This is a genomic window from Salinicoccus sp. Bachu38, from assembly GCF_038561955.2.
In the GTDB taxonomy this organism is placed as follows: Bacteria; Bacillota; Bacilli; order Staphylococcales; family Salinicoccaceae; genus Salinicoccus; species Salinicoccus bachuensis.
Window position 1 is genome coordinate 1,735,025 of record NZ_CP138333.2, and the last position, 23,865, is coordinate 1,758,889.

The 23,865-nt window shown below is 49.3% G+C and carries 27 protein-coding genes and 1 rRNA gene; 9 read left to right on the forward strand and 19 right to left on the reverse strand.

All coding sequences use genetic code 11. The features are described from left to right. Positions 1 to 55: 55 nt before the first annotated feature. A 16S ribosomal RNA gene (locus RQP18_RS08885) occupies positions 56 to 1,609 on the reverse strand. 401 nt (positions 1,610 to 2,010) lie between these two features. Between RQP18_RS08885 and RQP18_RS08890 the strand changes: the two genes are divergently transcribed. Further along, entirely contained in the window at positions 2,011 to 2,400 is a 390-nt protein-coding gene (locus RQP18_RS08890) for a DUF2614 family zinc ribbon-containing protein (protein WP_342387337.1), read from the forward strand. A 37-nt stretch (positions 2,401 to 2,437) separates the two neighbouring features. Here RQP18_RS08890 and perR read toward each other — a convergent pair whose 3' ends face one another. The 3 genes from perR to bcp all read right to left on the reverse strand — a co-directional run bounded on the left by perR (position 2,438) and on the right by bcp (position 4,358). After that, the gene (gene perR / locus RQP18_RS08895; RefSeq protein WP_342387338.1) at positions 2,438 to 2,881 is read right to left on the reverse strand and encodes a peroxide-responsive transcriptional repressor PerR; all 444 of its coding nucleotides are present in this window, start codon (positions 2,879 to 2,881) and stop codon (positions 2,438 to 2,440) included. A gap of 82 nt (positions 2,882 to 2,963) precedes the next feature. Then, complete coding sequence (locus tag RQP18_RS08900) at positions 2,964 to 3,908, reverse strand: D-2-hydroxyacid dehydrogenase (RefSeq protein ID WP_342387339.1); 945 nt, start codon at positions 3,906 to 3,908, stop codon at positions 2,964 to 2,966. Next, positions 3,909 to 4,358, reverse strand: a complete 450-nt coding sequence (gene bcp / locus RQP18_RS08905; RefSeq protein ID WP_342387340.1) for a thioredoxin-dependent thiol peroxidase — start codon at positions 4,356 to 4,358, stop codon at positions 3,909 to 3,911. It abuts the gene before it with no gap. 144 nt (positions 4,359 to 4,502) lie between these two features. Here bcp and RQP18_RS08910 point away from each other — a divergent pair, with 144 nt between their 5' ends. Beyond that, positions 4,503 to 5,795 carry a glutamate-1-semialdehyde 2,1-aminomutase gene (locus RQP18_RS08910; RefSeq protein WP_342387341.1) on the forward strand — a complete coding sequence of 431 codons (1,293 nt, stop codon included), beginning with the start codon at positions 4,503 to 4,505 and terminating at the stop codon, positions 5,793 to 5,795. A gap of 11 nt (positions 5,796 to 5,806) precedes the next feature. Next, a complete protein-coding gene (locus RQP18_RS08915) occupies positions 5,807 to 6,919 on the forward strand; it encodes an FUSC family protein (protein ID WP_342387342.1) in 1,113 nt (370 codons plus the stop codon). A gap of 33 nt (positions 6,920 to 6,952) precedes the next feature. Here RQP18_RS08915 and RQP18_RS08920 read toward each other — a convergent pair whose 3' ends face one another. The 4 genes from RQP18_RS08920 to mutY are packed head-to-tail and all read right to left on the reverse strand — an operon-like array spanning position 6,953 to position 11,012. Next, positions 6,953 to 7,567 carry a DNA-3-methyladenine glycosylase gene (locus tag RQP18_RS08920; RefSeq protein ID WP_342387343.1) on the reverse strand — a complete coding sequence of 205 codons (615 nt, stop codon included), beginning with the start codon at positions 7,565 to 7,567 and terminating at the stop codon, positions 6,953 to 6,955. A 15-nt stretch (positions 7,568 to 7,582) separates the two neighbouring features. Beyond that, entirely contained in the window at positions 7,583 to 9,319 is a 1,737-nt protein-coding gene (locus RQP18_RS08925; RefSeq protein ID WP_342387344.1) for an ABC transporter ATP-binding protein, read from the reverse strand. A gap of 56 nt (positions 9,320 to 9,375) precedes the next feature. Further along, the gene (gene ntdP, locus RQP18_RS08930) at positions 9,376 to 9,921 is read right to left on the reverse strand and encodes a nucleoside tri-diphosphate phosphatase (protein ID WP_040106366.1); all 546 of its coding nucleotides are present in this window, start codon (positions 9,919 to 9,921) and stop codon (positions 9,376 to 9,378) included. 56 nt (positions 9,922 to 9,977) lie between these two features. Further along, positions 9,978 to 11,012: an A/G-specific adenine glycosylase gene (gene mutY / locus RQP18_RS08935; RefSeq protein WP_342387345.1), complete on the reverse strand. Its 1,035-nt coding sequence runs from the start codon at positions 11,010 to 11,012 to the stop codon at positions 9,978 to 9,980. 51 nt (positions 11,013 to 11,063) lie between these two features. On the opposite strand from mutY, the gene RQP18_RS08940 reads away from it, so the two are divergent. Continuing rightward, positions 11,064 to 12,041, forward strand: a complete 978-nt coding sequence (locus RQP18_RS08940) for a metal-dependent hydrolase (protein ID WP_342387346.1) — start codon at positions 11,064 to 11,066, stop codon at positions 12,039 to 12,041. A 21-nt stretch (positions 12,042 to 12,062) separates the two neighbouring features. Here the strand turns inward: RQP18_RS08940 and RQP18_RS08945 are convergent, their stop codons facing one another. From RQP18_RS08945 to RQP18_RS08980, 8 genes are all read right to left on the reverse strand, one after another. After that, entirely contained in the window at positions 12,063 to 12,821 is a 759-nt protein-coding gene (locus RQP18_RS08945; RefSeq protein WP_342387347.1) for a hypothetical protein, read from the reverse strand. Positions 12,822 to 12,831: 10 nt separating this feature from the next. Continuing rightward, positions 12,832 to 14,325 carry a hypothetical protein gene (locus RQP18_RS08950; protein WP_342387348.1) on the reverse strand — a complete coding sequence of 498 codons (1,494 nt, stop codon included), beginning with the start codon at positions 14,323 to 14,325 and terminating at the stop codon, positions 12,832 to 12,834. Between the two features lie 4 nt (positions 14,326 to 14,329). Further along, on the reverse strand, positions 14,330 to 14,632 hold the full coding sequence (locus RQP18_RS08955; RefSeq protein WP_342387349.1) for a DUF1811 family protein: 303 nt from the start codon (positions 14,630 to 14,632) through the stop codon (positions 14,330 to 14,332). After that, on the reverse strand, positions 14,619 to 15,413 hold the full coding sequence (locus RQP18_RS08960; protein ID WP_342387350.1) for a RecX family transcriptional regulator: 795 nt from the start codon (positions 15,411 to 15,413) through the stop codon (positions 14,619 to 14,621). The genes RQP18_RS08955 and RQP18_RS08960 overlap by 14 nt, the downstream gene beginning before the upstream one ends. A 10-nt stretch (positions 15,414 to 15,423) precedes the next feature. Then, complete coding sequence (locus tag RQP18_RS08965) at positions 15,424 to 15,933, reverse strand: acyl-CoA thioesterase (RefSeq protein ID WP_342387351.1); 510 nt, start codon at positions 15,931 to 15,933, stop codon at positions 15,424 to 15,426. A gap of 102 nt (positions 15,934 to 16,035) precedes the next feature. Continuing rightward, positions 16,036 to 16,191 carry a hypothetical protein gene (locus RQP18_RS08970; RefSeq protein ID WP_342387352.1) on the reverse strand — a complete coding sequence of 52 codons (156 nt, stop codon included), beginning with the start codon at positions 16,189 to 16,191 and terminating at the stop codon, positions 16,036 to 16,038. Positions 16,192 to 16,264: 73 nt separating this feature from the next. Beyond that, positions 16,265 to 17,497, reverse strand: a complete 1,233-nt coding sequence (locus RQP18_RS08975; protein ID WP_342387353.1) for an aminopeptidase — start codon at positions 17,495 to 17,497, stop codon at positions 16,265 to 16,267. A 13-nt stretch (positions 17,498 to 17,510) separates the two neighbouring features. Then, positions 17,511 to 17,708: a DUF1128 family protein gene (locus tag RQP18_RS08980; protein WP_342387354.1), complete on the reverse strand. Its 198-nt coding sequence runs from the start codon at positions 17,706 to 17,708 to the stop codon at positions 17,511 to 17,513. Positions 17,709 to 17,865: 157 nt separating this feature from the next. Between RQP18_RS08980 and RQP18_RS08985 the strand changes: the two genes are divergently transcribed. From RQP18_RS08985 to RQP18_RS09000, 4 genes are all read left to right on the forward strand, one after another. Beyond that, the gene (locus RQP18_RS08985) at positions 17,866 to 18,189 is read left to right on the forward strand and encodes a YtxH domain-containing protein (RefSeq protein WP_342387355.1); all 324 of its coding nucleotides are present in this window, start codon (positions 17,866 to 17,868) and stop codon (positions 18,187 to 18,189) included. Between the two features lie 73 nt (positions 18,190 to 18,262). Continuing rightward, positions 18,263 to 19,306 carry a YihY/virulence factor BrkB family protein gene (locus RQP18_RS08990; RefSeq protein ID WP_342387356.1) on the forward strand — a complete coding sequence of 348 codons (1,044 nt, stop codon included), beginning with the start codon at positions 18,263 to 18,265 and terminating at the stop codon, positions 19,304 to 19,306. Next, a complete protein-coding gene (locus tag RQP18_RS08995; protein ID WP_342387357.1) occupies positions 19,290 to 19,853 on the forward strand; it encodes a beta-class carbonic anhydrase in 564 nt (187 codons plus the stop codon). The genes RQP18_RS08990 and RQP18_RS08995 overlap by 17 nt, the downstream gene beginning before the upstream one ends. Positions 19,854 to 19,988: 135 nt before the next feature. Beyond that, positions 19,989 to 20,183 (forward strand): hypothetical protein, encoded by a 195-nt coding sequence (locus tag RQP18_RS09000; RefSeq protein ID WP_373446010.1) that lies wholly within the window; start codon positions 19,989 to 19,991, stop codon positions 20,181 to 20,183. Positions 20,184 to 20,260: 77 nt separating this feature from the next. On the opposite strand, the gene map is transcribed toward RQP18_RS09000, so the two are convergent. Continuing rightward, positions 20,261 to 21,016 (reverse strand): type I methionyl aminopeptidase, encoded by a 756-nt coding sequence (map, locus tag RQP18_RS09005; protein WP_342387359.1) that lies wholly within the window; start codon positions 21,014 to 21,016, stop codon positions 20,261 to 20,263. 105 nt (positions 21,017 to 21,121) lie between these two features. On the opposite strand from map, the gene RQP18_RS09010 reads away from it, so the two are divergent. Next, on the forward strand, positions 21,122 to 22,153 hold the full coding sequence (locus RQP18_RS09010; RefSeq protein WP_342387360.1) for an FUSC family protein: 1,032 nt from the start codon (positions 21,122 to 21,124) through the stop codon (positions 22,151 to 22,153). Here the strand turns inward: RQP18_RS09010 and dinB are convergent. Together dinB and RQP18_RS09020 are read right to left on the reverse strand one after the other, a co-directional pair. Continuing rightward, complete coding sequence (dinB, locus tag RQP18_RS09015) at positions 22,146 to 23,213, reverse strand: DNA polymerase IV (protein ID WP_342387361.1); 1,068 nt, start codon at positions 23,211 to 23,213, stop codon at positions 22,146 to 22,148. The two genes, RQP18_RS09010 and dinB, sit on opposite strands and share 8 nt — an antisense overlap. 62 nt (positions 23,214 to 23,275) lie before the next feature. Beyond that, complete coding sequence (locus RQP18_RS09020; protein WP_342387362.1) at positions 23,276 to 23,845, reverse strand: DUF3267 domain-containing protein; 570 nt, start codon at positions 23,843 to 23,845, stop codon at positions 23,276 to 23,278. Positions 23,846 to 23,865 lie beyond the last annotated feature (20 nt).

Genomic DNA, 23,865 nt, shown 5'->3' on the forward strand with positions numbered 1-23,865 from the left:
ATGTCAACGGTTCCGCTACATCTGCCGGAGCAGATGTCTCCTGTAATATCCTTAGAAAGGAGGTGATCCAGCCGCACCTTCCGATACGGCTACCTTGTTACGACTTCACCCCAATCATCGGTCCCACCTTCGACGGCTGCCCCCCCAAAGGGTTGGCCCACCGGCTTCAGGTGTTACCGACTTTCGTGGTGTGACGGGCGGTGTGTACAAGACCCGGGAACGTATTCACCGTGGCATTCTGATCCACGATTACTAGCGATTCCAGCTTCATGGAGTCGAGTTGCAGACTCCAATCCGAACTGAGAACAGTTTTATGGGATTCGCTCAACCTCGCGGTCTGGCTGCCCTTTGTAACCTGTCCATTGTAGCACGTGTGTAGCCCAAATCATAAGGGGCATGATGATTTGACGTCATCCCCACCTTCCTCCGGTTTGTCACCGGCAGTCTCACTAGAGTGCCCAACTGAATGCTGGCAACTAGTAATAAGGGTTGCGCTCGTTGCGGGACTTAACCCAACATCTCACGACACGAGCTGACGACAACCATGCACCACCTGTCACTCTGCCCCGAAGGGAAGCCCTGTCTCCAGGGTGGTCAGAGGATGTCAAGATTTGGTAAGGTTCTTCGCGTTGCTTCGAATTAAACCACATGCTCCACCGCTTGTGCGGGTCCCCGTCAATTCCTTTGAGTTTCAACCTTGCGGCCGTACTCCCCAGGCGGAGTGCTTAATGCGTTAGCTGCAGCACTAAGGGGCGGAAACCCCCTAACACTTAGCACTCATCGTTTACGGCGTGGACTACCAGGGTATCTAATCCTGTTTGATCCCCACGCTTTCGCACCTCAGCGTCAGTTGCAGACCAGAGAGCCGCCTTCGCCACTGGTGTTCCTCCATATCTCTGCGCATTTCACCGCTACACATGGAATTCCACTCTCCTCTTCTGCACTCAAGTCCGCCAGTTTCCAATGACCCTCCCCGGTTGAGCCGGGGGCTTTCACATCAGACTTAACGAACCGCCTACGCGCGCTTTACGCCCAATAATTCCGGATAACGCTTGCCACCTACGTATTACCGCGGCTGCTGGCACGTAGTTAGCCGTGGCTTTCTGGTCAGGTACCGTCACCCGACGGGCAGTTACTCCCGTCGGCGTTCTTCCCTGACAACAGAGTTTTACGAGCCGAAACCCTTCTTCACTCACGCGGCGTTGCTCCGTCAGACTTTCGTCCATTGCGGAAGATTCCCTACTGCTGCCTCCCGTAGGAGTCTGGGCCGTGTCTCAGTCCCAGTGTGGCCGATCACCCTCTCAGGTCGGCTACGCATCGTCGCCTTGGTGGGCCATTACCCCACCAACCAGCTAATGCGCCGCAGGCCCATCCACCAGTGACAGCCAAAAGACCGCCTTTCAACTTCCCCACCTGTGTGGAAAAGGATTATCCGGTATTAGCCACGGTTTCCCGTGGTTATCCCGGTCTGATGGGCAGGTTGCCTACGTGTTACTCACCCGTCCGCCACTCGCGTCACAGGAGCAAGCTCCTGATCCGCGCGTTCGACTTGCATGTATTAGGCACGCCGCCAGCGTTCATCCTGAGCCAGGATCAAACTCTCCATAATTGGAAGTTCTCTGACTCCGTTGCGGTTTTACTTGTCGCCCAAGTGAATGCCGGAGCATTCGTTTTTTTCGGAATTAACGTTGACATATTGTCATTCAGTTTTCAATGTTCTCTCGAAATCACTCTTACAATATTACCTTACTTCTCAAAACTATTCAAGCGTTAATTTTACACTTTCGAATATTTTTTTGAAATAAAATGTTTTGTTGCTGTTGCCGCTTGTTGATGTGTTCCTTAAATCAGCGACTTTTATATCATACCAAGTTGGCTGTCCGGTGTCAACGGCTTTCGAAAACTTTTTAAATTCTTTTCGTTTGCGCGTGTTGTTCACCAAATGCTAAATATTAGATTATCATAAATGCTATAACTTGTATATAATGAATTTCAGAGGTGAAATGTTTTATGAAGAAACCAGGAAACAAAATACTACGTATCCGTGGCTATGCACTGGCCCTGATCTTTATAGGTATGGGAACCATGTATCTCGGCGTATTCTTCAGGGAATACCAATGGGTGTTCAGCTTCTTCCTTCTTATAGGACTGCTCCCCATCCTTCTGAGCTTTGTCATCTATTTCTGGGTGGGCTTGATCAGCACACGTGCAGTCACTGTACAGTGCCCGAATTGTGAGAAGCACACGAAGATATTGGGACATGTCGATTTTTGCCAGCACTGCAAGGAGCCGCTGACCATCGACAAGGAGCTGGAGGGGGAGGAATTCTCTCTGGACTACAATGTGGAACACCGCAGAAAAAAGGCGCTTGAAGAAAAGGAAGCCGAACAGAAAAAGTGAGCAGGGGATCACTCCCCTGCTCACTTTTCTTTTTGGACTATTCCGCTTTGCGGCACTCCGGACAGACACCATAGATTTCCAGCCTGTGATGGCTGACATCGTATGATGTGACCGAACCAGCAAGATGTTCCACTTCCTCCAGGCCGGGATAGTGGAAATCCGTGATCTTTCCGCATTCGCTGCAGATGATATGATAATGCGTATCAGTAATGAAGTCGAAACGACTTGAAGCATCTCCGTAGGTAAGCTCTTTTACAAGCCCCGTTTCTTTGAAGAGCTTCAAGTTATTATATATAGTGGCCACACTCATATTGGGATATTCATTAGAAAGCGCCTTGAAAATATCATCAGCAGTCGGATGTTCTTCTGTTTCTATCATGTACCTGAGCACTGCTTTTCTCTGAGGTGTAATGCGTACACCCGTCTTTTTCAGCGCATTGATCGATTCAGTGAACTGGTCGTGGGCATCCATCATCTTCATATTGATACCTTCCTTCTATAACAGACTACTGTAATATAGATATTGTACTTTGTACTGAAATTGTTTGTCAAATCACTTTTCATCAATATCCTTTTTTATTATCGATGACATTCATCATGGATTCCTTTTCTTCCATATACTGCAGGTTGTGCGCGAAGATCTCGAATCCCCGCTTCAAGTATCCCTCTGTCTTCGATGAGGCGTGCGGTGTAATCGTCAGATTATCATATGTGTAGAAGATATGATCCGACGGCAATGGCTCCTGATTGAATACATCGAGTATCATATGGCGGATCATGCCCTGTTCAAGGACATTGGATATGGTTTCGTCCGTCATGACATCTCCGCGCCCGATATTGACGAATACTGCTGTCTCCTTCATTCTATCAAAAACATCGGCATCAAGCAGTCCTCGCGTCTTATCGGTGCTTGGCAGAATATTGATGACGATATCGGCTTCACCGATATGATCTTCGAGTTCGCCTATGGCATAAGTATGGTCGAACGCTTCCACCTCATGTCCCGTCGTGTTGTAGCCGGCCACTTGTGTGCCAAATGCCCCAAGCACTTTCGCCAGATGTGAACCGATGCTTCCGGTGCCGAGAATATGCACGACCTTATCGTATATTTCCTCTGTCTTTGCATTCTTCCTCCAATGCGCATTCTCCTGATCTACCTTCAGCTGATGGAAATCCTTATAGAAATCGAGCAGCAGTCCGACAGTATACTCGGTCATCTGTATCTTGTGGATGCCTTTGGCATTTGTAATATGCACGTGCTCGAGCGCTTCCAGCGGCAGGTCGTCCAGCCCTGCACTCATGACCATCATCCATTTGAGGTTTTTGAACAGGCGAACATCCTCCGAACCGAAATTGGAACCGTAGGTAATGAATATTTCACACCATTCCTTGTCCGCTTCCGTAAGGTCGCGTGTCTTTGAAAAACGGTACTCCATATCCGGGTAGTGTTCGTTGATGTAATCGATCATGTGCGGCTTCAGGTTGACTGTCGATAATATATTCCTCATCTATGCTTCCTCTTCCAGATAAGACTTCAGTTCATCGATATGGTTCTTGGCCTTGACGTTATCCCACCTTTTCAGGATGTTGCCGTCTTCATCGACAAGGAAAGTCGTCCTGACGATCCCTTTCGACTCCTTGCCGAAAACCTTCTTCATCCTATAGACACCGAGTGCTTCTGCGAGCCTGAACTCCTCATCGACGAGAAGGTCGAAATTCAAGTCATTCTTCTCAATGAAGTTCTTATGCTTCCTTTTTGAATCTCCGCTCACCCCATAGACCTTCACGTCCAGCGCGTTCAGATGGTCCAGGTTGTCCCTCAGATCGCATGCCTGGGTGGTGCATCCGGGTGTATTATCCTTCGGGTAGAAGTAGATGACCGTCCTTCCTTCGAGATCCTTGTTGCCTATTTTCTCTCCATCCTGGTTTTCAAGTTCAAATTCCGGAAATTTCTCCATATGTCTGCCTCCTTGATTGTATATGTATATATTGATAATACCCAAATCTAGCCCTGCTCTCAATAGAAGGGTCTTCCTTAATTATGTTCCCTGGATGTGGTAGAATACTCATTGTGAAAAATTACTGACCAAAGGATGGGAAATATGTACAGTCATGAAAAATCTCAAACACTTCAAACTCAGGCAGAAGATGTGATCCTCGGTGGAGTGAATTCCCCTTCCCGATCATATAAAGCTGTGGGCGGCGGTGCCCCGGTGGTCATGGACAGGGGCGAAGGCGCCCATTTCTATGATGTGGATGGCAACCGCTACATCGACTATCTGGCGGCCTACGGCCCGATCATCACCGGGCATGCACATCCCCGCATCCACGAAGCAATTGCAGAACAGAGCAGCAAGGGCATCCTCTACGGCACACCGACAGAACTTGAAATCGGCTTCGCCAACAGGATAAGGGACGCAATCCCTTCACTTGAACGCGTCAGATTCGTCAACTCCGGCACTGAAGCCGTGATGACGACGATCAGGGTGGCAAGGGCCTATACATCCAGAAATAAGATACTCAAATTTGAAGGATGCTATCACGGCCACTCCGACCTTGTGCTCGTTGCAGCGGGAAGTGGACCTTCGCAACTCGGCACACCGGATTCGGCAGGCGTGCCAAAAGGTGTCGCAGAGGATGTCATCACTGTGCCTTTCAATAACCTGGAGGACTTCAAAACGGCGATTTCCCATTTTGGTGATGAAATAGCAGCAGTCCTCGTCGAACCGATCGTCGGCAATTTCGGCATCGTGGAGCCCATGGAGGGCTTTTTGGAAGCAGTGAACGATATTGCGCATGATAACGGCTCCCTCGTCATCTATGATGAAGTCATCACCGCGTTCCGCTTCATGTATGGAGGCGCCCAGAACCTTCTCGGCGTCGAACCCGATCTGACTGCGCTCGGTAAAATCATAGGGGGCGGCACACCGATCGGCGCATACGGCGGAAGGAAAGACATCATGGAAAGCGTGGCCCCCCTCGGCCCCGCCTATCAGGCCGGTACCATGGCGGGGAACCCCCTCAGCATGGCAGCGGGCATCGCCTGCCTGGAGGTGCTTGAAAAGCCCGGTGTATACACCGAACTGGACCGCCTCGGCGGCATGCTCGAAGATGGCTTGATAGAACTGATAAATAAATATAGTATTAAAGCAACGATAAACCGCCTTGTCGGTGCATTGACAATCTACTTCACAGATGAGACGGTCACCAACTACACAATGGCCGAAGCAAGTGACGGCGAGCAGTTCGCAAAATTCTTCAATGGGCTGATACGAAGGGGCATCAACATCGCTCCATCAAAATATGAAGCCTGGTTCCTGACGACAGAACATACTGAAGAAGATATCAAAGAAACACTGTCCATTGTGGAGGAAGTATTCAAAAATGAATTTTAGGAGATGGTGCCGTGCGATTTGGTGCTAGAGTATTCAAAACCGGTGTAACAGTCGTACTTACATTATTCATCACCAACCTGCTTGGGCTCGAGCCATCGCTCATCGCAGCCATCGCTGCAGTGTTTGCACTCCAGCCCAATGTGCACCGGTCTGTCATGAGAACATGGGAGCAGTTCCAGGGCAACGCACTCGGTGCCGTATCGGCCATCGCCATGGTGCTGCTCTTCGGCAACAATGTCATCGTCATCGGACTGACCGTCATTCTGGTGCTCGCCATACTGCTGTTCTTCAATCTGCAGAGTGTCTCCACACTGGCTGTCGTGACGATGATCGCGATCATGGATGCCCCGACCCTCCTTGAAGATTCGACCACAGTCGATTTCCTCGAAGCGGCCGGCATCCGGTTTTCACTCGTCATGATCGGTGTGCTGTCGTCCCTCGTGGTGAACCTGCTGTTCATTCCGCCGAAGTATGAAACGAAGATGTACCACAACTGCTTCAATATCACGAGTGACATATTCAAATGGATCCGACTCGAACTGAACGCCGTCAGCGAATACCAGATCGTCAAAAAGGATATCGAATCGCTGCGGACACGTGTCGTCACCCTGGAGACGATGTACCTGTGGTACCGGGAGGAGAAGAACTACTTCAAGCGGAGCAGCTTTGCCGACGCACGGCGCAAGATCCTGTTCAGGCACCTGATCGCCTCGACCCGCCGTGCATTTGAACTGCTGAGGAAGCTGAACCGGTATGAAAATGACTATAATCACCTGGATGATGACTTCAAGTATCGCATCAGGCATGAGATGGATCAGCTCATGGCCTACCACGAACAGATCTTCATGAAGATCACCGAAAAGATCAGGCCCGAGGCCGCATTTGAAATCTATGAGAGCGATGAGCAATTCGAGCATTCCATGATGGATGATTTCGTCCGCCTCTATTATGAAGCGGATACCCCGGAAGAGAAGATCCAATATGAGAATATACTGGAATTCATCTCGTCCATACACGAATATTCCAATTCATTGGACCGCCTCGACCGGCTCGCTTCAAGCTTCTTCCGCTTCCACGCGGATAAGAACAAGATCAACATACAGGATGAAACACTGGATATATAAAAAACAGGCGCAGGGAAATCCCCTGCGCCTGTTTTATTTCCAGCCGTTGTTGTCCGCCGGCCTGCCCCGGAACCTGCTGACATGCGGGTTGCCTTTGACGATGAAGCGGTATGGATAATCCACCGCTTCCTTTTTGTTGTCTATGCCTATCCTTTTCGTCTCTTCGATTTCGAGCGGGACCCTGCCGGGCTTCAAAGTCAGGATGCCGTTGTTCAGTTCCATGCCATTGTGCAGTTCACGACGGATGCCGAGGGACTTGGTGAGCTTGCCCGGGCCATCCGTGAGGCCGGTCTCCCGGCCCCGCCTTTCAATCATGGTTTCCCTGCCGACATGGGGTTCGATGCCCCGGATGAGGATACCTTCAGGGTACGCCTTCTCCTTCGTCAATATATTCATGCAGTGATGGCCGTGCATCGTGTATACATAAATATGGCCGTAGTCGTTGAACATCATGCTGTTCTTCTTGTTCTTTTTGCCGCCGAATGTATGCGCAGCCCGGTCATCAAGTCCAAGGTATGCTTCCACTTCTGTAATGAATCCGCTTGTTTCCACCCCATCGATACATGTGATGATCTCGACACCGAGCAGTTTCCGTGCGGCATCCAATGTATCATCTGCCAAAAATTTTATGTCCAATGTATCAGCCATGATGACACCCTTCGCTTATAGATTCTGGATACTATAGAGTTTATAGTATTCCCCTTTTTTCTTCATCAGTTCTGCATGCGGTCCGGATTCCCGGATCTGTCCATCCACCATGACGAATATGCGGTCCGCATGGGTGATTGTCGAAAGCCTGTGGGCGACGACGATTGTCGTCCGGTTCTCGGAGAGTTCAAGCAGGGTATCCTGTATAATGCTCTCACTCTCCAGATCGAGTGCACTCGTCGCCTCATCGAGGATCAGTATCGGCGGATTCTTCAGGAAGACACGGGCAATCGCAATACGCTGCTTCTGCCCGCCTGAGAGTTTGACGCCGCGTTCTCCGACCTCCGTATCGTAGCCTTCGGGCAGTCCCATGATGAAGTCATGGGCATTTGCCCGCTTCGCTGCTCCAAGCACCTCTTCTTCTGTAGCTTCCGGACGGGCAAGCATGATGTTTTCCCTGATGGTGTCGGAGAACAGGATGTTATCCTGCATGACAAGCCCGACATTGTTCCTCAGGGATTCAATCGTATAATCCCTGATATCCGTCCCATCGAGCATGACTTTCCCCGAAGTGACATCATAGAACCTTGGAATGAGCGTCACCAGGGTGGACTTGCCGCCCCCGCTCATGCCGACGAAAGCAACGGTCTCTCCGCTTTTGACGTCAAAATTGATATGATCCAGTGCACTGGTGTCTTCGCCGTTATATCCGAATCCGACATCCCTGAATTCGATATTGCCGTCAGTATGCGTGAGTTCACGGGCACCCGGCCGGTCTTTGACATCGTACTTCTCATCGAACAGGTCGAACACCCTGTCCATCGATGCGATGCTCTGCGTCAGTGTCGTGGACGAGGATACCAGCCGGCGCAGCGGCCCATACAGCCTGTCGAGATAGGCGATGAAGGCGGCCAGCGTCCCTACTGTCAGATTGCCCTGGATGACCTGGTATGCACCATAGCCGACCACAAGCAGCGGTCCGATATCGGTGATCGTATTGACGACCGAAAAACTTTTGGCCGTCCACTTGGCATGATCTGTGGCCTTGTTCAGGAAATTGCCGTTCCTCTTGTTGAAGTGCTCCGCTTCATGTCCTTCTACCGCAAAACTCTTGATGACATTGATCCCCTGGATGCGTTCATGCAGGAAGCCCTGGACTTCAGCAAGTGCCTGGGACCTTTGCCTGGTCAAACTTCGCAGCTTGCCGAAGAAGTACCATACGCCGAAAATATAGAATGGAAAGATGATGATCGATACGAGTGTCAGTTCCCCGTTCAGGGTGAACATGATGGCAAGTGCAATGAGGATCGTCACAAGGTCGAGCCAGATGTTCATCAGTCCCGTCATTATGAAGTCCTTCGTCTGTTCGACATCATTGATGACGCGCGAAATGATCTCCCCCACTTTGCTGTTGGAGTAGAACTTTGCACTCAGCATCTGCAGGTGCCCGTACATCTTCTTCCGTATGTCATAGAGTATCTTGTTGCTCGTCCACTGGGCCAGATACTGTCTGAAGTATTCGACAGGCGGCCTGATGATGACGAATATGAAGGAGAAGATCAGGAGCACCTGGATCAGCATGTTTATCCTGTCTTCAGTCGTGAGTCCATCAGGCATGATGATATCATCAATCGTATACTTGATCAGAAGCGGCAGCAGCAAAGGGATGCCGAACTTCAGTATGCCGATGATGATCGTCAGGATGATCAGCCATTTATACGGTTTGACAAATTGCATATAACGTCTAATCACAAAAAAACTTCCTTTTCTTACATAAAAAACAACCAACCGGTTAAGTTGATTGATCTTTAGTATGATTTGTAATCATTATTGAAACGACCCTGCCAGACTTTTATGAAGTCGGGAGCAAATGGCCCTTTTTTCCTTTCGATCCATTGCTGAAGTACATCCACATTATGCCTGAGTATCTTGTCGATATCCTCCGGGTACTTCATGCGGCTCTTGTGAAGCTTGTATTCGTCTTCATCGAGCAGATGGTATTTGCCATCCGGATAGACTTTGATATCCAGGTCGTAGTCGATATATTTCAATGCTTCTTCATCATAGATGAAAGGGGATGACAGATTGCAGTAGTAGTACACCCCGTCTTCCCTGAACATGCAGATGACGTTGAACCAGTAGTCGACATGGAAATAGACGATTGCCGGCTCCCGGGTGACCCATGTGCGCCCATCACTTTCCGTGACGAGTGTCCGGTTGTTCCCTCCGATGACGACATGGTCCGTCCCTTTCAGGATGGTCGTCTCGGACCACACCCGGTGGATGCTTCCGTCATGCTTATAGCTCTGTATCTTGACCTTGCTGCCTTCTTTCGGTATGGATTCCAAACCCATATTCCACACCACCTTTAAAATAATACTTTTATATTATATCATAGGTGGGAATATATTCACATTCTTTCGGCCGGGACTTCAAATTGTTCATATATCTTCTGCATCGCCCTGCTCATCGGCAGGCCCCCCACATCTTCCAGCGGTACGAAATCGGGATGCCGATCCCGGGTGTGGAGCACATATCCTTCCATGTACCAGACCTGATGGGTGAAAACATGCTTCCCGCTGCCGACATGCCGCCCGGATGTATCAATGGACAGCTGGAGGTCCTCCTCTATCGACTCGACAGACGTATCCACATCATACTTGGGCAGTTCATACATCCCCTGGAGCAGTGTGCCCTCCTGCTTCCTCAGCAGAATCTCATTCCGGTCGTTCAGGATGAAATATACATTATAGTAGATTTCGTTCTTTCTTTTCGCCTTCTTCTTGACCGGCAGCTCCGATACGATGTTCCGACTATAGGCTTCACAATGCTCCTGTACCGGGCACATGATGCATTTGGGCGCCCGCGGAGTACATATGGTCGCTCCGAGCTCCATCAGTGCCTGATTGAAATCCCCCGCTTCAAGCGGAATGATCTCCTCTATCCGCTTCTTGATGTCCTTCTGTACAGACGCCCGTGCCACGTCCCTGCCGTCTGCATCAAGGCGTGATATGACGCGCAATACGTTTCCATCCACTGCAGCAAGCAGGTGGTTGAATGCGATGCTCTGCACAGCACCCCCGATATAGGGGCCCACCCCCTTCAGATTGAAAAACGTCTCCGGACGCTCGGGGACGGTGGAATTGTAGTTATCCCTCACCTCTTTCACAGCGGCGTGGAAATTACGGATCCTGTTGTAGTAGCCGAGCCCTTCCCAGTCTTTGAGCAGCGCCTCTTCATCCGCTTCTGCCAGGCTGTCTATATCCGGATATTTGGTTATGAACTTCTCGTAATAGGGTATAACAGTAGTGACCTGGGTCTGCTGGAGCATCACCTCGCTCAGCCATATCCGATACGGGTCCCTCGTCTGCCGCCATGGCAGCGTTCTTTTGTTGGACTGGTACCAGTCCAACAGGTTATGATTGAATTCTGAACTTTCCAGCATGAATGACACCTTCCTCTGCTTGATTATTCCATTTGAACGGGGAGAATGAACATGGATACTTTAACACATACATTAATGGGGGGGACAATCGTCGGCCTTGCTGCCATCGATCCTTCCATCGACCCCATTTCCGTCGGTTTCATTACAACTGTAGTCGGTGCTTCGCTTGTACCTGATATAGATACGGTCATGAAAATGAGAAATAACGCAGTCTACATCACCCACCACCGGGGCATCACCCATTCGCTGCCATTTACATTTTTCATCTGGCCAGTGCTCCTTACTGCACTCAGTGTGCTTCTGTTCGACCTGCCTGCACTGAACATGTACCTGTGGATTCAGTTTGCGGTCTTCCTCCATGTATTTGTGGACATATTCAATTCGTACGGCACCCAGGCGATGCGGCCCATCAGTCATACATGGATTCAGCTCAGCGTCATCAACACGGTGGATGTACCAATCATCGTCATGCATGTACTCTACTTCATCCTATGGTATTTCGGGGCGGCACCGGTGCCCCTTTTCATCGCCCTCTATATGGTGCTCTTCATATACTACATGATCAGGGTCATCATGCAACGCTCCATTACGGCAAGGGTGGACAGGCGGTTGCCGAATGAGTATGTGACCCGCACATTCTGCATGCCGACCATCCATTTCTTCGAATGGCGGATTGTCGTGGTGACACAGACCGCCTATTATGTCGGACGCAGTTTCCGGGGAAACATCATATTCTATGACCGCTTCAACAAAAGCGGTCCGTTGGACGAGGAGAAGTTCCTGAGCATCAAGGAGGATCCGAACTTCAAGGCCTTCACCTTCTTCTCATCGATCTACACCTATGAAACCCAGGAAATATCCGAAGACCAGGAGGAAATCAGGTACATCGACCTGAGATACCTGAAGGAAGGCCACTATCCATTCGTATGCATCATGCTGTTGGACAAGAATACCAATGAAGTGCTGCACAGCTATACGGGATGGGTCTTCTCAGAAAGCAAGCTTCAAAAGAAATTGCTGAACAGCTGATGCAAAGACAAAGCGACTGGGCTATTCGCCCGGTCGCTTTTTTAGATGGTGGTATATCGAGAACTTCATTTTGCTGTAGTATTCGAACATCCACAAGTAGAGGAGGACGATCTGCGCGAAAAACAGTATGTCATGCGGCAGGCGGTTGATATTCCATGAGATGTGCACCGAGTTTGCCTGGAGGCCATTGATGACATAGTAGAACGGGTTCAAACTGAGCAGATGCTGCAGCCATGGGGAAATGTTTTCAGGCAGATACAGGACCGGTACCGAGATCACCAGTATGATGAATACAAAAATATTCACTGTTCCGATCCTGTCCATCTTCACTGAAAGATACATCAGTGTAAACGGAATGATCAGGAGCATCCCGAGCAGTACATAGTACAGCAGTGTGAATATGTCTATCAGCCAATCATCGATGACCAGTGCGGTGAGCGCACTGTACAGCACGACATACATGAGAAAAATGAAAGTCTGAAATACGATTGTCGGAAGTATGCGCATATAGAGTGGTATGTAGCTCACCTTGAGTACCGAATCCTTATAGAATGCCGTGTTCTTGTTCAGCACCGTCATGCTGAACAGCCATACGGATGCCATCAGTCCCACCAGTGTGTACAGATATTCCATGACGCCCCCGGTATCCACCAGCGGCATCGAAACAAGCAGGAATACGAGTCCGATCGTGTAGATCAGAAGCGGTGTAAGGTTGTGTGCGGAAAAATAGGCCGTCTGTTTGAAGAAGTGGCGGAACAGATATTTCATTTTGTAATTCATAGCACCTCTCCTAACGCTGTATATATAGCCATGTCTGATTTGATGCATCGAGGATCATATAGCCATCGGGCAATCTGAATATCACATCTTCTGTCGTTATGCCGAAAGCCTCATACATGCCATCGATGCCCCGGGCCGGGAAAGACATCGAGAATACAAGGCCATCCCTGAACTGGTAGGAGATCGGTATGCCTGAAAGTTCAGCATGCCTGTCGCTTGAGGCGGACAGGTTCATGCTCTCAGTCACTGCGCCCGATTCCCTGTTCATGACCCTTGAATAGTACAGGTAGTTGTTCTCGAATACTTCGTCCGTATAGGGCAATAACGCCTCGAGCGTCGTTTCAGGGTACAGGCTCGCCGGGTTGAAGTAGATGAAGGATGAGGCATCCATCTCCACCGTCGTTTCACCGTCTACGATGGTATATGTCCCCTCTTCCCTGTCACTCACCTGGAGGAGCGACATGTAGGGGTGGCTTTCCCCATTCACTTCGAGACTTTCTTCGGCGTTTACAGCGTAGGCGATGCGGTCATCCACTTCCGTTTCCGGGACGGCGACGGTCTGTTCCTGCCCCGTATTTGCCGAGCCCGTAAACGATATATCCATGAATATCACGACGCTCGCCATCAGCATCGTAAACATCAGGACAAGGGACAGGATGATCTTCCTTATGTTCAGACCATCAATCGGACTCGCCTGTTTCCTGCTGAGACGCTTCAGACCATGTGCATACCTTCCATACTCATTTATATTACGCTTCCACTCGAGGTCGAACTGTGCCTCTTCGTCCACACTCTTGAGCTGGCTTTTCTGCTTCATATAGGTATTATATTGCGTGATTCCCTGCTTGACACTGCCGTCATAGCGTATCTGTCCGTAGCTCAGCCATAGGAAATAGTTGGCCAGGGACTCGATCGGTTCTATGCTGCTCTCAAGCAGGAGTACACCGCGCTCCTTGTCCTCCTGCCCATTAATCGTGGATTTGAACACAGCAGTATCCTGGCTTTTCAGATGCCGGTACATGTTGCAGTAGACGATGATTTCAGCATCAGTGAACCTGGACAGCTCCAGCAGGATCAGGGCGATGTCCCTCCGTGTCAGCTCCCTGACCGGAGTGGACCAGTACTTTCTGAACAGCGGCTGGGCCACGATCTGGCCGACCGCTTCTTCGACATCCTCCGTCCTCATATACTCATCCAATATTTCAAAGACGAAGATGTTCAAAGGATGCGGATGGTTGATGTGGTCGAGGACATCCAGGCTCAGAATTGAGCTGTCCGTCTTTATCCTCCCCTCTTTGGGATCCAGGCTGCCATTGACCATCTCTTTCAGATAGTGCAGTGTCCTGTAGTCTGAGAGGATGCCGAGCACTTCCCCCTTGTAGAGGTGGAAGGTGACGTCTTTAAGCAGCAGACCTTCCTCCCTGCCGAGCATCCGGTCGGCGAATTTCTTCGATTCCTTGGCATATGTCAGGTTCAGTGCCCTGAGTAGAATGATGTTCTGCATCCAATCATCCCCTCTTGTTCAGCTGCAGCATGCTGACAGGAATGGCTGTCTCTTTCTCTTCTCCTCCGACGAAGAATCCCCAGACAAAGGTGCCCTTGATGTATTCCACTTTGAAATAATGGTTTTCGTTGCTGATGATCTTATAGATTTTACCCGGCTCGATCAGCGAGAGGTCGATGAAATAGCTTTCGGCTATGAGTACCTGGCGCTCAAGGACCCTGTATTCATTTTCGACACCCAGCATCTCCGCTTTCCTCATCGCTTCCCGCTTCTCTGCAATATACGCTTCAAGTTCACGTCTCGTCATAGTGTTCAAAGGTCTCATCATCTATACCGCCTAACTTTTCCTGGATCAGATCATAGCCATACCCTTTCCTCATGAGCGCCTGTATCAGCTTCTGCTTCAGGGCATGGCCTGTTTCCTTTTTCCGGTATTTATTTAAGTATTTCTCAAAATCCTTGTCGAAATGCGAAGTTTCGTCAAAATCATCTTCAAAATCGATCATTCCGACATGCTCCTTGCCATATCCTTTCTGGTACAGCTTCTCAGCCAGCTTCATCCTGAACTGGCGATAGGATCCTTTGTGCCTCTTCAGCTGCTTGTCTTTGAGCTTGTTCATGCGCCCGGCATCCACTTCCCCGCTGAAAGCGTCCACATTCTCCCTGATGATCTCCTCATCGATGCGATGCTTCTTCAGTTCCCGCTCCAGCGCAAAAGGTCCCTTGTCCGTCGTGGCCACCATGGTGTTTTTCAGCGCTTTGGCATAATTGGCGTCATTGACATACCCTTCCTCCCTGAGTCTGAGGATGGTCCTGTCGATCATTTCGGGATGATAGTCATCTGCCAGGTACTTCCTCATCTCCGACTCGGAACGCAGCTTGTAGCTGATATAGCCGAGTGCTTTGACATAGGCCTGGTCATACTGGATGGCCTCAAGCACCTGCTGGTATTCATCCGATTCAAGCACGCGTTCCGGAATCAGCCGGTACTTCACCACCGACTCCTCATGTGCCTTGAATGAAGTACCGTCATCCATGTGTATTTCATACATGCTGTTTTTCAGAAGCGCCACTTTCTTTATCTGCATCCGATCCCTCCTAGTCAAAAAGATCTGTCGCAAAGAACTCCCGCAGTGCTTTGGAGCGTTCCCTTCTGTGACGACGGTGCTCCGAACGTTCTTCTCCTGTTTCATCGAGCCATTTCAGGCGCTCGTTATCGGGGATCAGCCCCGGCACTTCCAAGGGGTTGAGGTCATCATCCAGTGCAACGAAAGTGAGGAAGCTGAAAGCGGCAAGTTTCTTGTCGGTACCGTTCTCAAGCGTCTCCTTCGACACTTTGACCAGAATTTCCATGGACGATTTTCCCGTATGGGTCACGAGCGCTTCGAGGATGACCACGTCCCCCAGATGGATGGGTTCCAGAAAATCGACCGAGTCTATCGAAGCCGTCACCACCTTCGACCTCGAGTGACGGCGTGCAGCAATCGCTGCAACGTCATCTATGTATGCCATCAGCCTGCCTCCGTAAAGCGTGTGATGGTTGTTCGTATCCGGTGGCATGACATTTGACGTCTTCACCGTATAGGATTCCGACATTTTCTTTTCCATATTTTTTCCTCCATTCCAAGCACTACTATAATAGCACATTTTCGGCACTAAAAAAGAAGGGATAATCATTATCCCTTCCTGAATTTTTCCTATTGGAAACTGCTAGTCCTGACGCTCCAGCGCCTCTTCCGGTGTATCAATCACGAGCGCATCCTTGCCTGGAAGCGCCTTGGACAGGAAGTGGTGGAGCACCAGGGCAAATGCAAAGATGGCAAAGAGAAATGCCAACATTACCAGAAACATCATTAAGAAACTCATGAAAAACCCTCCTATGGTACTTTTCCTATTGATTATATTTTAACATAAAAGGCCGCACTTGTACTATGGTAATTTAAAACGCCCAGTTGCCCTTTTCGAATACTTTCTCTTCCTCGCCTTCATCGGTGATGCCGTATATGTTCAATTGATTGGAACCGATCATGAAGTCGACATGGGTGATGGAATCGTTGAGGCCTGCTTCTTCCAGTTCTTCGCGGGACATGGACTTGCCCCCTTCGATGCAGAATGCATAGGCACTGCCAAGGGCGATATGGCAGGATGCATTCTCATCAAACAGAGTGTTGTAGAATAATTTACCCGCATTGGATATCGGTGAATCATCCGGCACAAGCGCCACTTCACCCAGGCGCCTCGCACCTTCATCCGTATCAAGAATATTCTTGAGCACTTCATATCCCCTGCCCGCTTCGAAGTCCACAACTTTGCCATCCTTGAACGTCAGCTTGAAATCATCGATCACATTGCCGCCATGACTGAGCGGCAGCGTGTTGGAGACATGGCCATCCACCCGTGTCCTCTCCGGTACACTGAACACTTCTTCGGTCGGCATGTTCGCCATGAACTTCTCGCCGTCCGCGTTCAGGCTGGAGGCACCGGCCCACAGATGCCCCTTCGGCAGACCGATTGTAAGGTCCGTCCCCGGTGCTTCATATCTGAGGGCACTGTACTTCCTGCCATTCAGGTAGTCGACCTTTTCATGAAGTGTTTCGTCATGCTTCTGCCATGCGGATACAGGATCTTCGAGGTCTGCACGGACAGTATAGAAGATAAGGTCCATCAGCGCGTCGACAGCTCCCTCATCGTCCTTGTCGGGAAAGACCAGCTTCGCCCACTCGACAGAAGGATAGCCTGCCACGCACCAGCTGTGATAATCCGACTGGATGCGGTTGGAGAAATCTTTGAAGGCCCGGCCTGAGGCCACCTGCATTGCCTGCAGCTTCTCGGGATCCGCATCCTTCAACAGCTCAGGGGAAGAGGAAGTGATGCTCAGGAATCCGGCCTTTTCGTCGGAATAGAACATCCGTTCATCGATCGACCACTGATGTATCGTACTCAGTTCCTCCTTCGACTGGTACTCGGCGTGCAGCTGGGTCAGCCTGTCATCGGACAGTACGACCTTCACTTCCTTCGCCCCTTTCTGATAGGCCTTCTCGGTTACGAGCCTGATCAGCGGCAGCGCATCCTGTGCGCCCCTGATGAAGACGCGGCCATCACGTTGGACGTTGAGTCCGACATCCACCAGAAGATCTGCATATCTTGCAAGTTTCGCTTCAAATTGTGTCATATGTATTTCTCCTTTACTTTCTCAGTTTTGACAGCTCTTCGATGATCGCCGACTGCTCGATGGCCGTTATCTGGTTCCTGCCCGTCACCATTTCATGTATCTCCCTGATCTCCTCCGTATTTTCATCATCGAAATCATCCGGATTGAAAAGCCCCTTGTTTACTACATTCAGCGATTCTTCTATATCCTTCAGCATATCTGCCTTATTCATTTGAATTCCTCCATACCAATATATTAAATGTCATTACAATAGTATCAAAGTTCCCATGATAATAAAATTTATAATCCAATAATTCGGCGAATAAAGTTTGAAGTTGGTTTAGAATGGTTATAAGCAACTATAAATCACACACAAAGGAGAATTCTACATGGAAAACAAATTGATACCTGCCGTTCTTATTGGAGCGCTAGTAGGTGCTGGACTCAGCCTGATTGACAAAAATACAAGGAACTCTGTACTCAGCCGCTCGAAGGACTTGAAATACTATGCCCAGAACCCGGATGAAGCGAAGGAGAAACTTTCCTCGGATTCCGGACAGTCTTCAAAATTGCAGTCATTGAAGGATGAAGCAATGTTCTGGAAGGAAACAATCGAAGAAATCAGACAGAACAACCCTGAACTGGAAGAATCCATCAAGGATGCGAAAGACACATTCCAGAAGAAGCGTGAACAAAAGCAAGTGAATCAATAATTATCAAGTGAATCAATAATTATATGGAAGGGCTGACATCGGTTAGCCCTTCCGTTTTTAAAGGAGTGAGGATATGGCTAATAAATCGAGCAGTTCGGACTATCTGAATCAGGCCAAACAGGAAAATAAAGAAGAAAAAGCCAAAAAGTCGAAAAACAAGAGTGGAGAAACTTTCGTCGAAGACGTAGAGTTCAAATCCAAGACTTCCAAGAAACCCGATGAAGCCTTCTACGTTTCGAAAATCAACAAGCCTGCCAAGTATAAGGAAAATCCAAACTTCTTCCAAAGTCTCATGTTCCAATTTTCAAAGGATAATACATCCGGGATGGCAGCCCAGCTTGCATACTATTTCCTATTGGCAATCTTCCCGCTATTGATCTTCCTGCTGACACTGGTGCCACTGTTCCAGATCGACCAGCAGATGATTACACAATTCATACAGGATTATGCACCATCACAGATTTCCGACATGCTCGAAGGCGTCATTTCCGACGTCATGAGCGGTTCCAGCGGCGGCCTGCTCTCGGTCGGTCTGATTGTGACGTTGTGGTCTGCATCGAACGGCATGACCGCGCTCATGAATTCCTTTAATGTCGCCTATGATGTCGAAGACAACAGGAACTTCTTTGTAGCGAAATCATTATCCATAGTATTTACGATCATTCTTTCATTATCCGTATTACTTACTTTCGTATTGATCGTATTTGGAGAACAGATCGGCAACCTCATGTTCGGAACCATCGGGCTGGATCAGCAGTTCCAGACGGTATGGAGCTGGGTAAGAAGTCTGCTTCCTGTACTGCTTGTGTTCATCGTCTTCGTCGTCATCTATACGACAGCCCCGAACATCAAGCTGCAGATCAAGGCGGTCATACCAGGCGCCATATTCACGACAATCGCCTTCCTGCTCGCTTCATGGGGATTCAGCATCTATACTTCCAACTTCAGTAACTACAACGCAACATACGGTGCTATCTCTGGTGTCATCATTCTGATATTATGGTTGTATATCACCGGGATCATCATCATACTCGGTGCCCAGATCAACGCCATTATGCATAAGCGTGCAATGAGAAAACAAAGAGAGGGAAATGCGAACAATGAGTCTACTGCATGATCTGCTTGAATTCAACGAACAGTTTGTAAACAGCAAGGAATACGAGAAATATGTAACGACCAAATCACCGGACAAGAAGCTCGTCCTCATCTCCTGCATGGACACGCGCCTTACGGAGCTTTCGACGAAAGCCCTTGGCCTGAAAAATGGAGACATCAAGCATATCCAGAATGCCGGCGCGGTCATCTCCCATCCATACGGGAGTACAATGCGCAGCATACTCGTCGCCGTCTATATGCTCGGTGCCGATGAAGTCATGGTCATGGGACACCACGACTGCGGATTCGGTGCACTGAAACCCGAACCGATGATCGACAACATGAAGCAGCGCGGCATCACCGAGGAGACTTTCGAGACGCTTGAGCATTCGGACATAGACATCACAAATTGGCTGAAAGGTTTTGACAGCGTCGAAGAGAGCATCACGGAAAGCGTTGGAAAGATCAAGCATCATCCCCTGATGGTTGCTGATGTTCCTGTCCATGGTACGGTCATCAATCCTGAAAACGGGAAGGTCGACCTTGTCGTCAATGGATACAAAAGCTAGACGAATCAATTCCCTCTGCCTGAGCTTCATGTGTTCAGACAGAGGGAATTTCTTATGCTGAAAATAACGGAATATTCAACTAAATGGTTTGTAATTTAGGCCGAAAAGAGTATAATGTAACTAAAGGAGGGGATAATGATGACCATGGACAAAAGAGGTAGTCAGAACGTTGATGTGGACCGTATGATCAATGAAGGCGGGGGCGGCTTCCTGCACTACTTCGATGACGAACATCATGAGATTGAAACTCCCCAACCGGATGACACTGATGACGCTGTGTCTCATCCAGAAGAGAACGAAGCTTCACCAGAGTATAAAGAAGCCGGCTGATAGCCGGCCGCCGGGAGAAGATCGTCCTACCGCAAAGAAAGCGTGGCATACTGCTGTATGCCACGCTTTCTTATTTTCTAGTCTTCAATCAGTGTCAGCAGTTTCGGTCCTTCTTTTGTAACAACAATCGTATGTTCTTTCTGGGCAACATAGCTGCCATCCTTTGTTTCAAATGCCCAGTCGTTCTTGCCATCTGTGACAAAAGCGGCTTTCGAGGAGATGAAAGGTTCCACTGCGATGACCATGCCTTCCCTCAGCAGTTCGCTGTTTCCTGGTTCATAGTAGTTCATTATATGCTTCGGTGCATCGTGGAGACTTTTTCCCACACCATGCCCTGTGAGGTTCTTGATTACCGTCAGACCGTTCTGCCTCGCCACTTTGTGCACGGCGCGTCCAATCTGGCTGACTTTGGTGCCGGGCTTGATCTTCTTCAAGGCTTCCTCGAATGATGCCTCGCACACGTCCACAACTTTTTGCTTCAATGGATCTGTGGATGTACCAACGACAAAGGATACGCCGGTATCTGCGAAATAGCCATTCTTCTTGGCAGATACGTCGATATTGACGATATCCCCTTCATTGACGACACGATTGCCTGGAATGCCGTGTGCGACCTCTTCGTTCACACTGATACATGTGTAGCCTGGAAATTCGTATTCACTGATCGGTGCACTTTCGGCGCCCATCTCTTCAAGGAGCCTGCCCCCAAGATCATCGATTTCCTTCGTCGTCATTCCCGCTTTCGTCGTTTCGACAAGTTCCTTCAGCACTTTGCCGCAAATCTGCCCGATTTCTTCGAGCTGCTTCATTTCTTCATCAGTTTTAATGATCATTTGCTACCCTACTTACTTTAAAAATTTTTCTTCTATCAATTATTATAACAAACTCTTCGTGCTATACTAGATTGTATACTCAAAATTATTGAAAGAAGTATGAATATGAAATTTGACATCCGTAAAATCATCGGTCCAAGAATCATAAAAACGGGACTATCAACCTTTCTGACGGCCCTGATCTGCATGGCGCTCGACCTGCCGCCGATCTTCGCCGTCATCACGGCAATCGTCACAATCGAACCGACGGCGTATGCCTCCCTGAAAAAGGCATATGTACGTTTCCCGGCATCCATCATCGGTGCCTTCATTGCGGTCGCGTCCCTGTACATCTTCGGCGAGAATGCATTCACCTATTCTCTGGCAGCGACACTGACCATCCTCGTCACATATCGGCTGAACCTGCATTCAGGCGTCCTGGTTGCAGCCATTACTGCAGTCGCCATGGTGCCTTCGGTGCAGGATGCCTATATCTTCAATTTCCTGTCCAGACTGGCAACCACGACCATCGGCCTTGCGACAAGCACCCTGATCAACTTTCTGATACTGCCGCCGAAGTATGCCGGGCAGATAGAGGAGATTACAAAATCGACGACCAGGCAGACCCATAGTCTTTTGATCCAGAGGCTCCGGGAACTGATTGCCGGCAACTATGAATCGGATAGGAGCGAGAGGGCATATACCAAAGTACAGAATGCCATCACCGATGCCGAAAAACTGCTCAAATATCAGCAGGATGAATACCGGTATCACAAATCGAATCGTGAAGAGATGCGCCTGATGAACCAGCTGGAGCGCGAGCTTCAGTTCAAAAAGCTCTATTTCACCCATCTCGGCAACCTGATCTATCTGCCTGAAGACATCTCGATGAAATTCACTTCCCAGGAAACGGCGGCAGTCGAAGAGATCATCGACTACCTCAACCGTGATCTTGACGAACTGACGATGACCAATTCCGCCGTCCGCTTCATCAGACGCCATATCAGGGATCTGGATGAAGAGGTGGATGCCTTCAAGATCCATATCCTCTACGAAATCATCATCATCTATCAGATGGTCGTGCAGCACCATAAGGCAGGTGCCAGTGCACATAAAAAGGTGCCGACCAACAGCCGGCCCAAAAATAAAACTACATGAAGTCGTAGATTGTCAAGTTGCGGTATGTCCTGTCAGAAAGCTGCGACACAGTCACCCCGATGAGCCTGATGGGCACATCGGGGTCTTTCAGTTCATGATAGAGGCTATAGGCATAACGATACACCTCGTCTTCCGTAAAGACCGGATTGTTCGTCATCATCTGCCTGGAATGCGTAACATAGTCTGCCGTCTTCATTTTGACGGTGACCACCTTTCCTGCATATTGTTGCAGTTCGAGCCTGTCACTCACCTTATGGCACAATTCCCCAATCACCCTCAATATTTCCTCATCGTCATTGATGTCATAATTGAAAGTCGTCTCTTTCCCGATCGACTTTCTGATCCGTTCGACCTTGAGTTCGGAGGTGCCGAGGCCCCTGGCCTTCTGATGGAGGCTCGACCCCTTCTTCCCGAACTGCTGGATGAGCGAAGCTTCACTCCATTGGTACAGGTCCTCCCCTGTATGGATGTCCAGTGATTTCATCTTTTCTTCGGTCACACGCCCCACTCCGGGGAAATCTCCGATATCAAGACCAAAAAGGATGTCCTGTACATTATCGTAGTGGATGACCGTCGTACCGGCCGGCTTGTTCATGCCCGAGGCGATCTTGGCCAAGTATTTATTGTATGATATGCCGCTTGATGATGTGAGGCTTGTCGCATCAAAAATATCCCGCTGTATATCCAGTGCCACCGACTGTGCTGAACGATCCCTTGAAACGAGGTGGGTGATGTCCAAGTATGCTTCATCCAGTGACAGGGGCTCCACTATTTCAGTATAGGAAAGGAAGATGTCCATGATCTGTTTTGAAACCGCCTTGTACTGGTCGAACCGTGGCCTGACATATATACCATCCGGACAGAGCTTGTACGCCTGCTTTGTCGGCATCGCCGAGTGCACACCGAATTTCCTCGCTTCGTAGCTCGCTGTCGCCACCACACCCCGGCTTGCGGACTTGCCGCCGACGATGACCGGTTTCCCCCGGTATGACGGATTGTCACGCTGCTCCACCTGGGCATAGAAAGCATCCATATCGATATGAATGATTCTTCTCTCCATAGCATCCACCTGTTTAAAAAATATTTGCCTAAATTATAACATAGAACGAACAGACGTTCCTATCATGAATCTGCAGGATAAGCTTCATACATCGTCATGCCGACTTCGGTGTCTTCCACATATTCCATATTCCGGTGCTTCATTATAAGATACACATAGTAGAAGTCGCCCGCACAAGCACCCGTATGGAGTGCCAGCAGATATTTGTAGGCCCCGTGGGGCACTGTGAACATCATGATCAGCATCACAGAAGTGATGACGACGAATGGCATCAGGATCACGATCACGAACTGCCTTCTCGTAAATATCTCCCCCGGCGCTGTGGCATAGAACAGTCCAGACTTGTAGCCGAACCGCACCCTGCCTTTGGGCGCGAAGAGTTTGAAGAACAGGCCATGGATGCCTTCATGCATGGTGATGATCGCAAACAGGATCGCCATAATCAGGAGGACCGCACCGACGACACCGAAATATTCCATTCCGATCAGAGCGGACCCTGCACCATCGACCAGGAAGAGGTCCATAAGGTAGAACGCTATGAAGGACAGAATGGTGATTGATATGGACAGGATATTCAACACCTTCATGGCAGACGTGTCCTTGAAGATGTCGAGTACATATTTGTTTTCCAATATCCCTCCCCCTTTCAAAA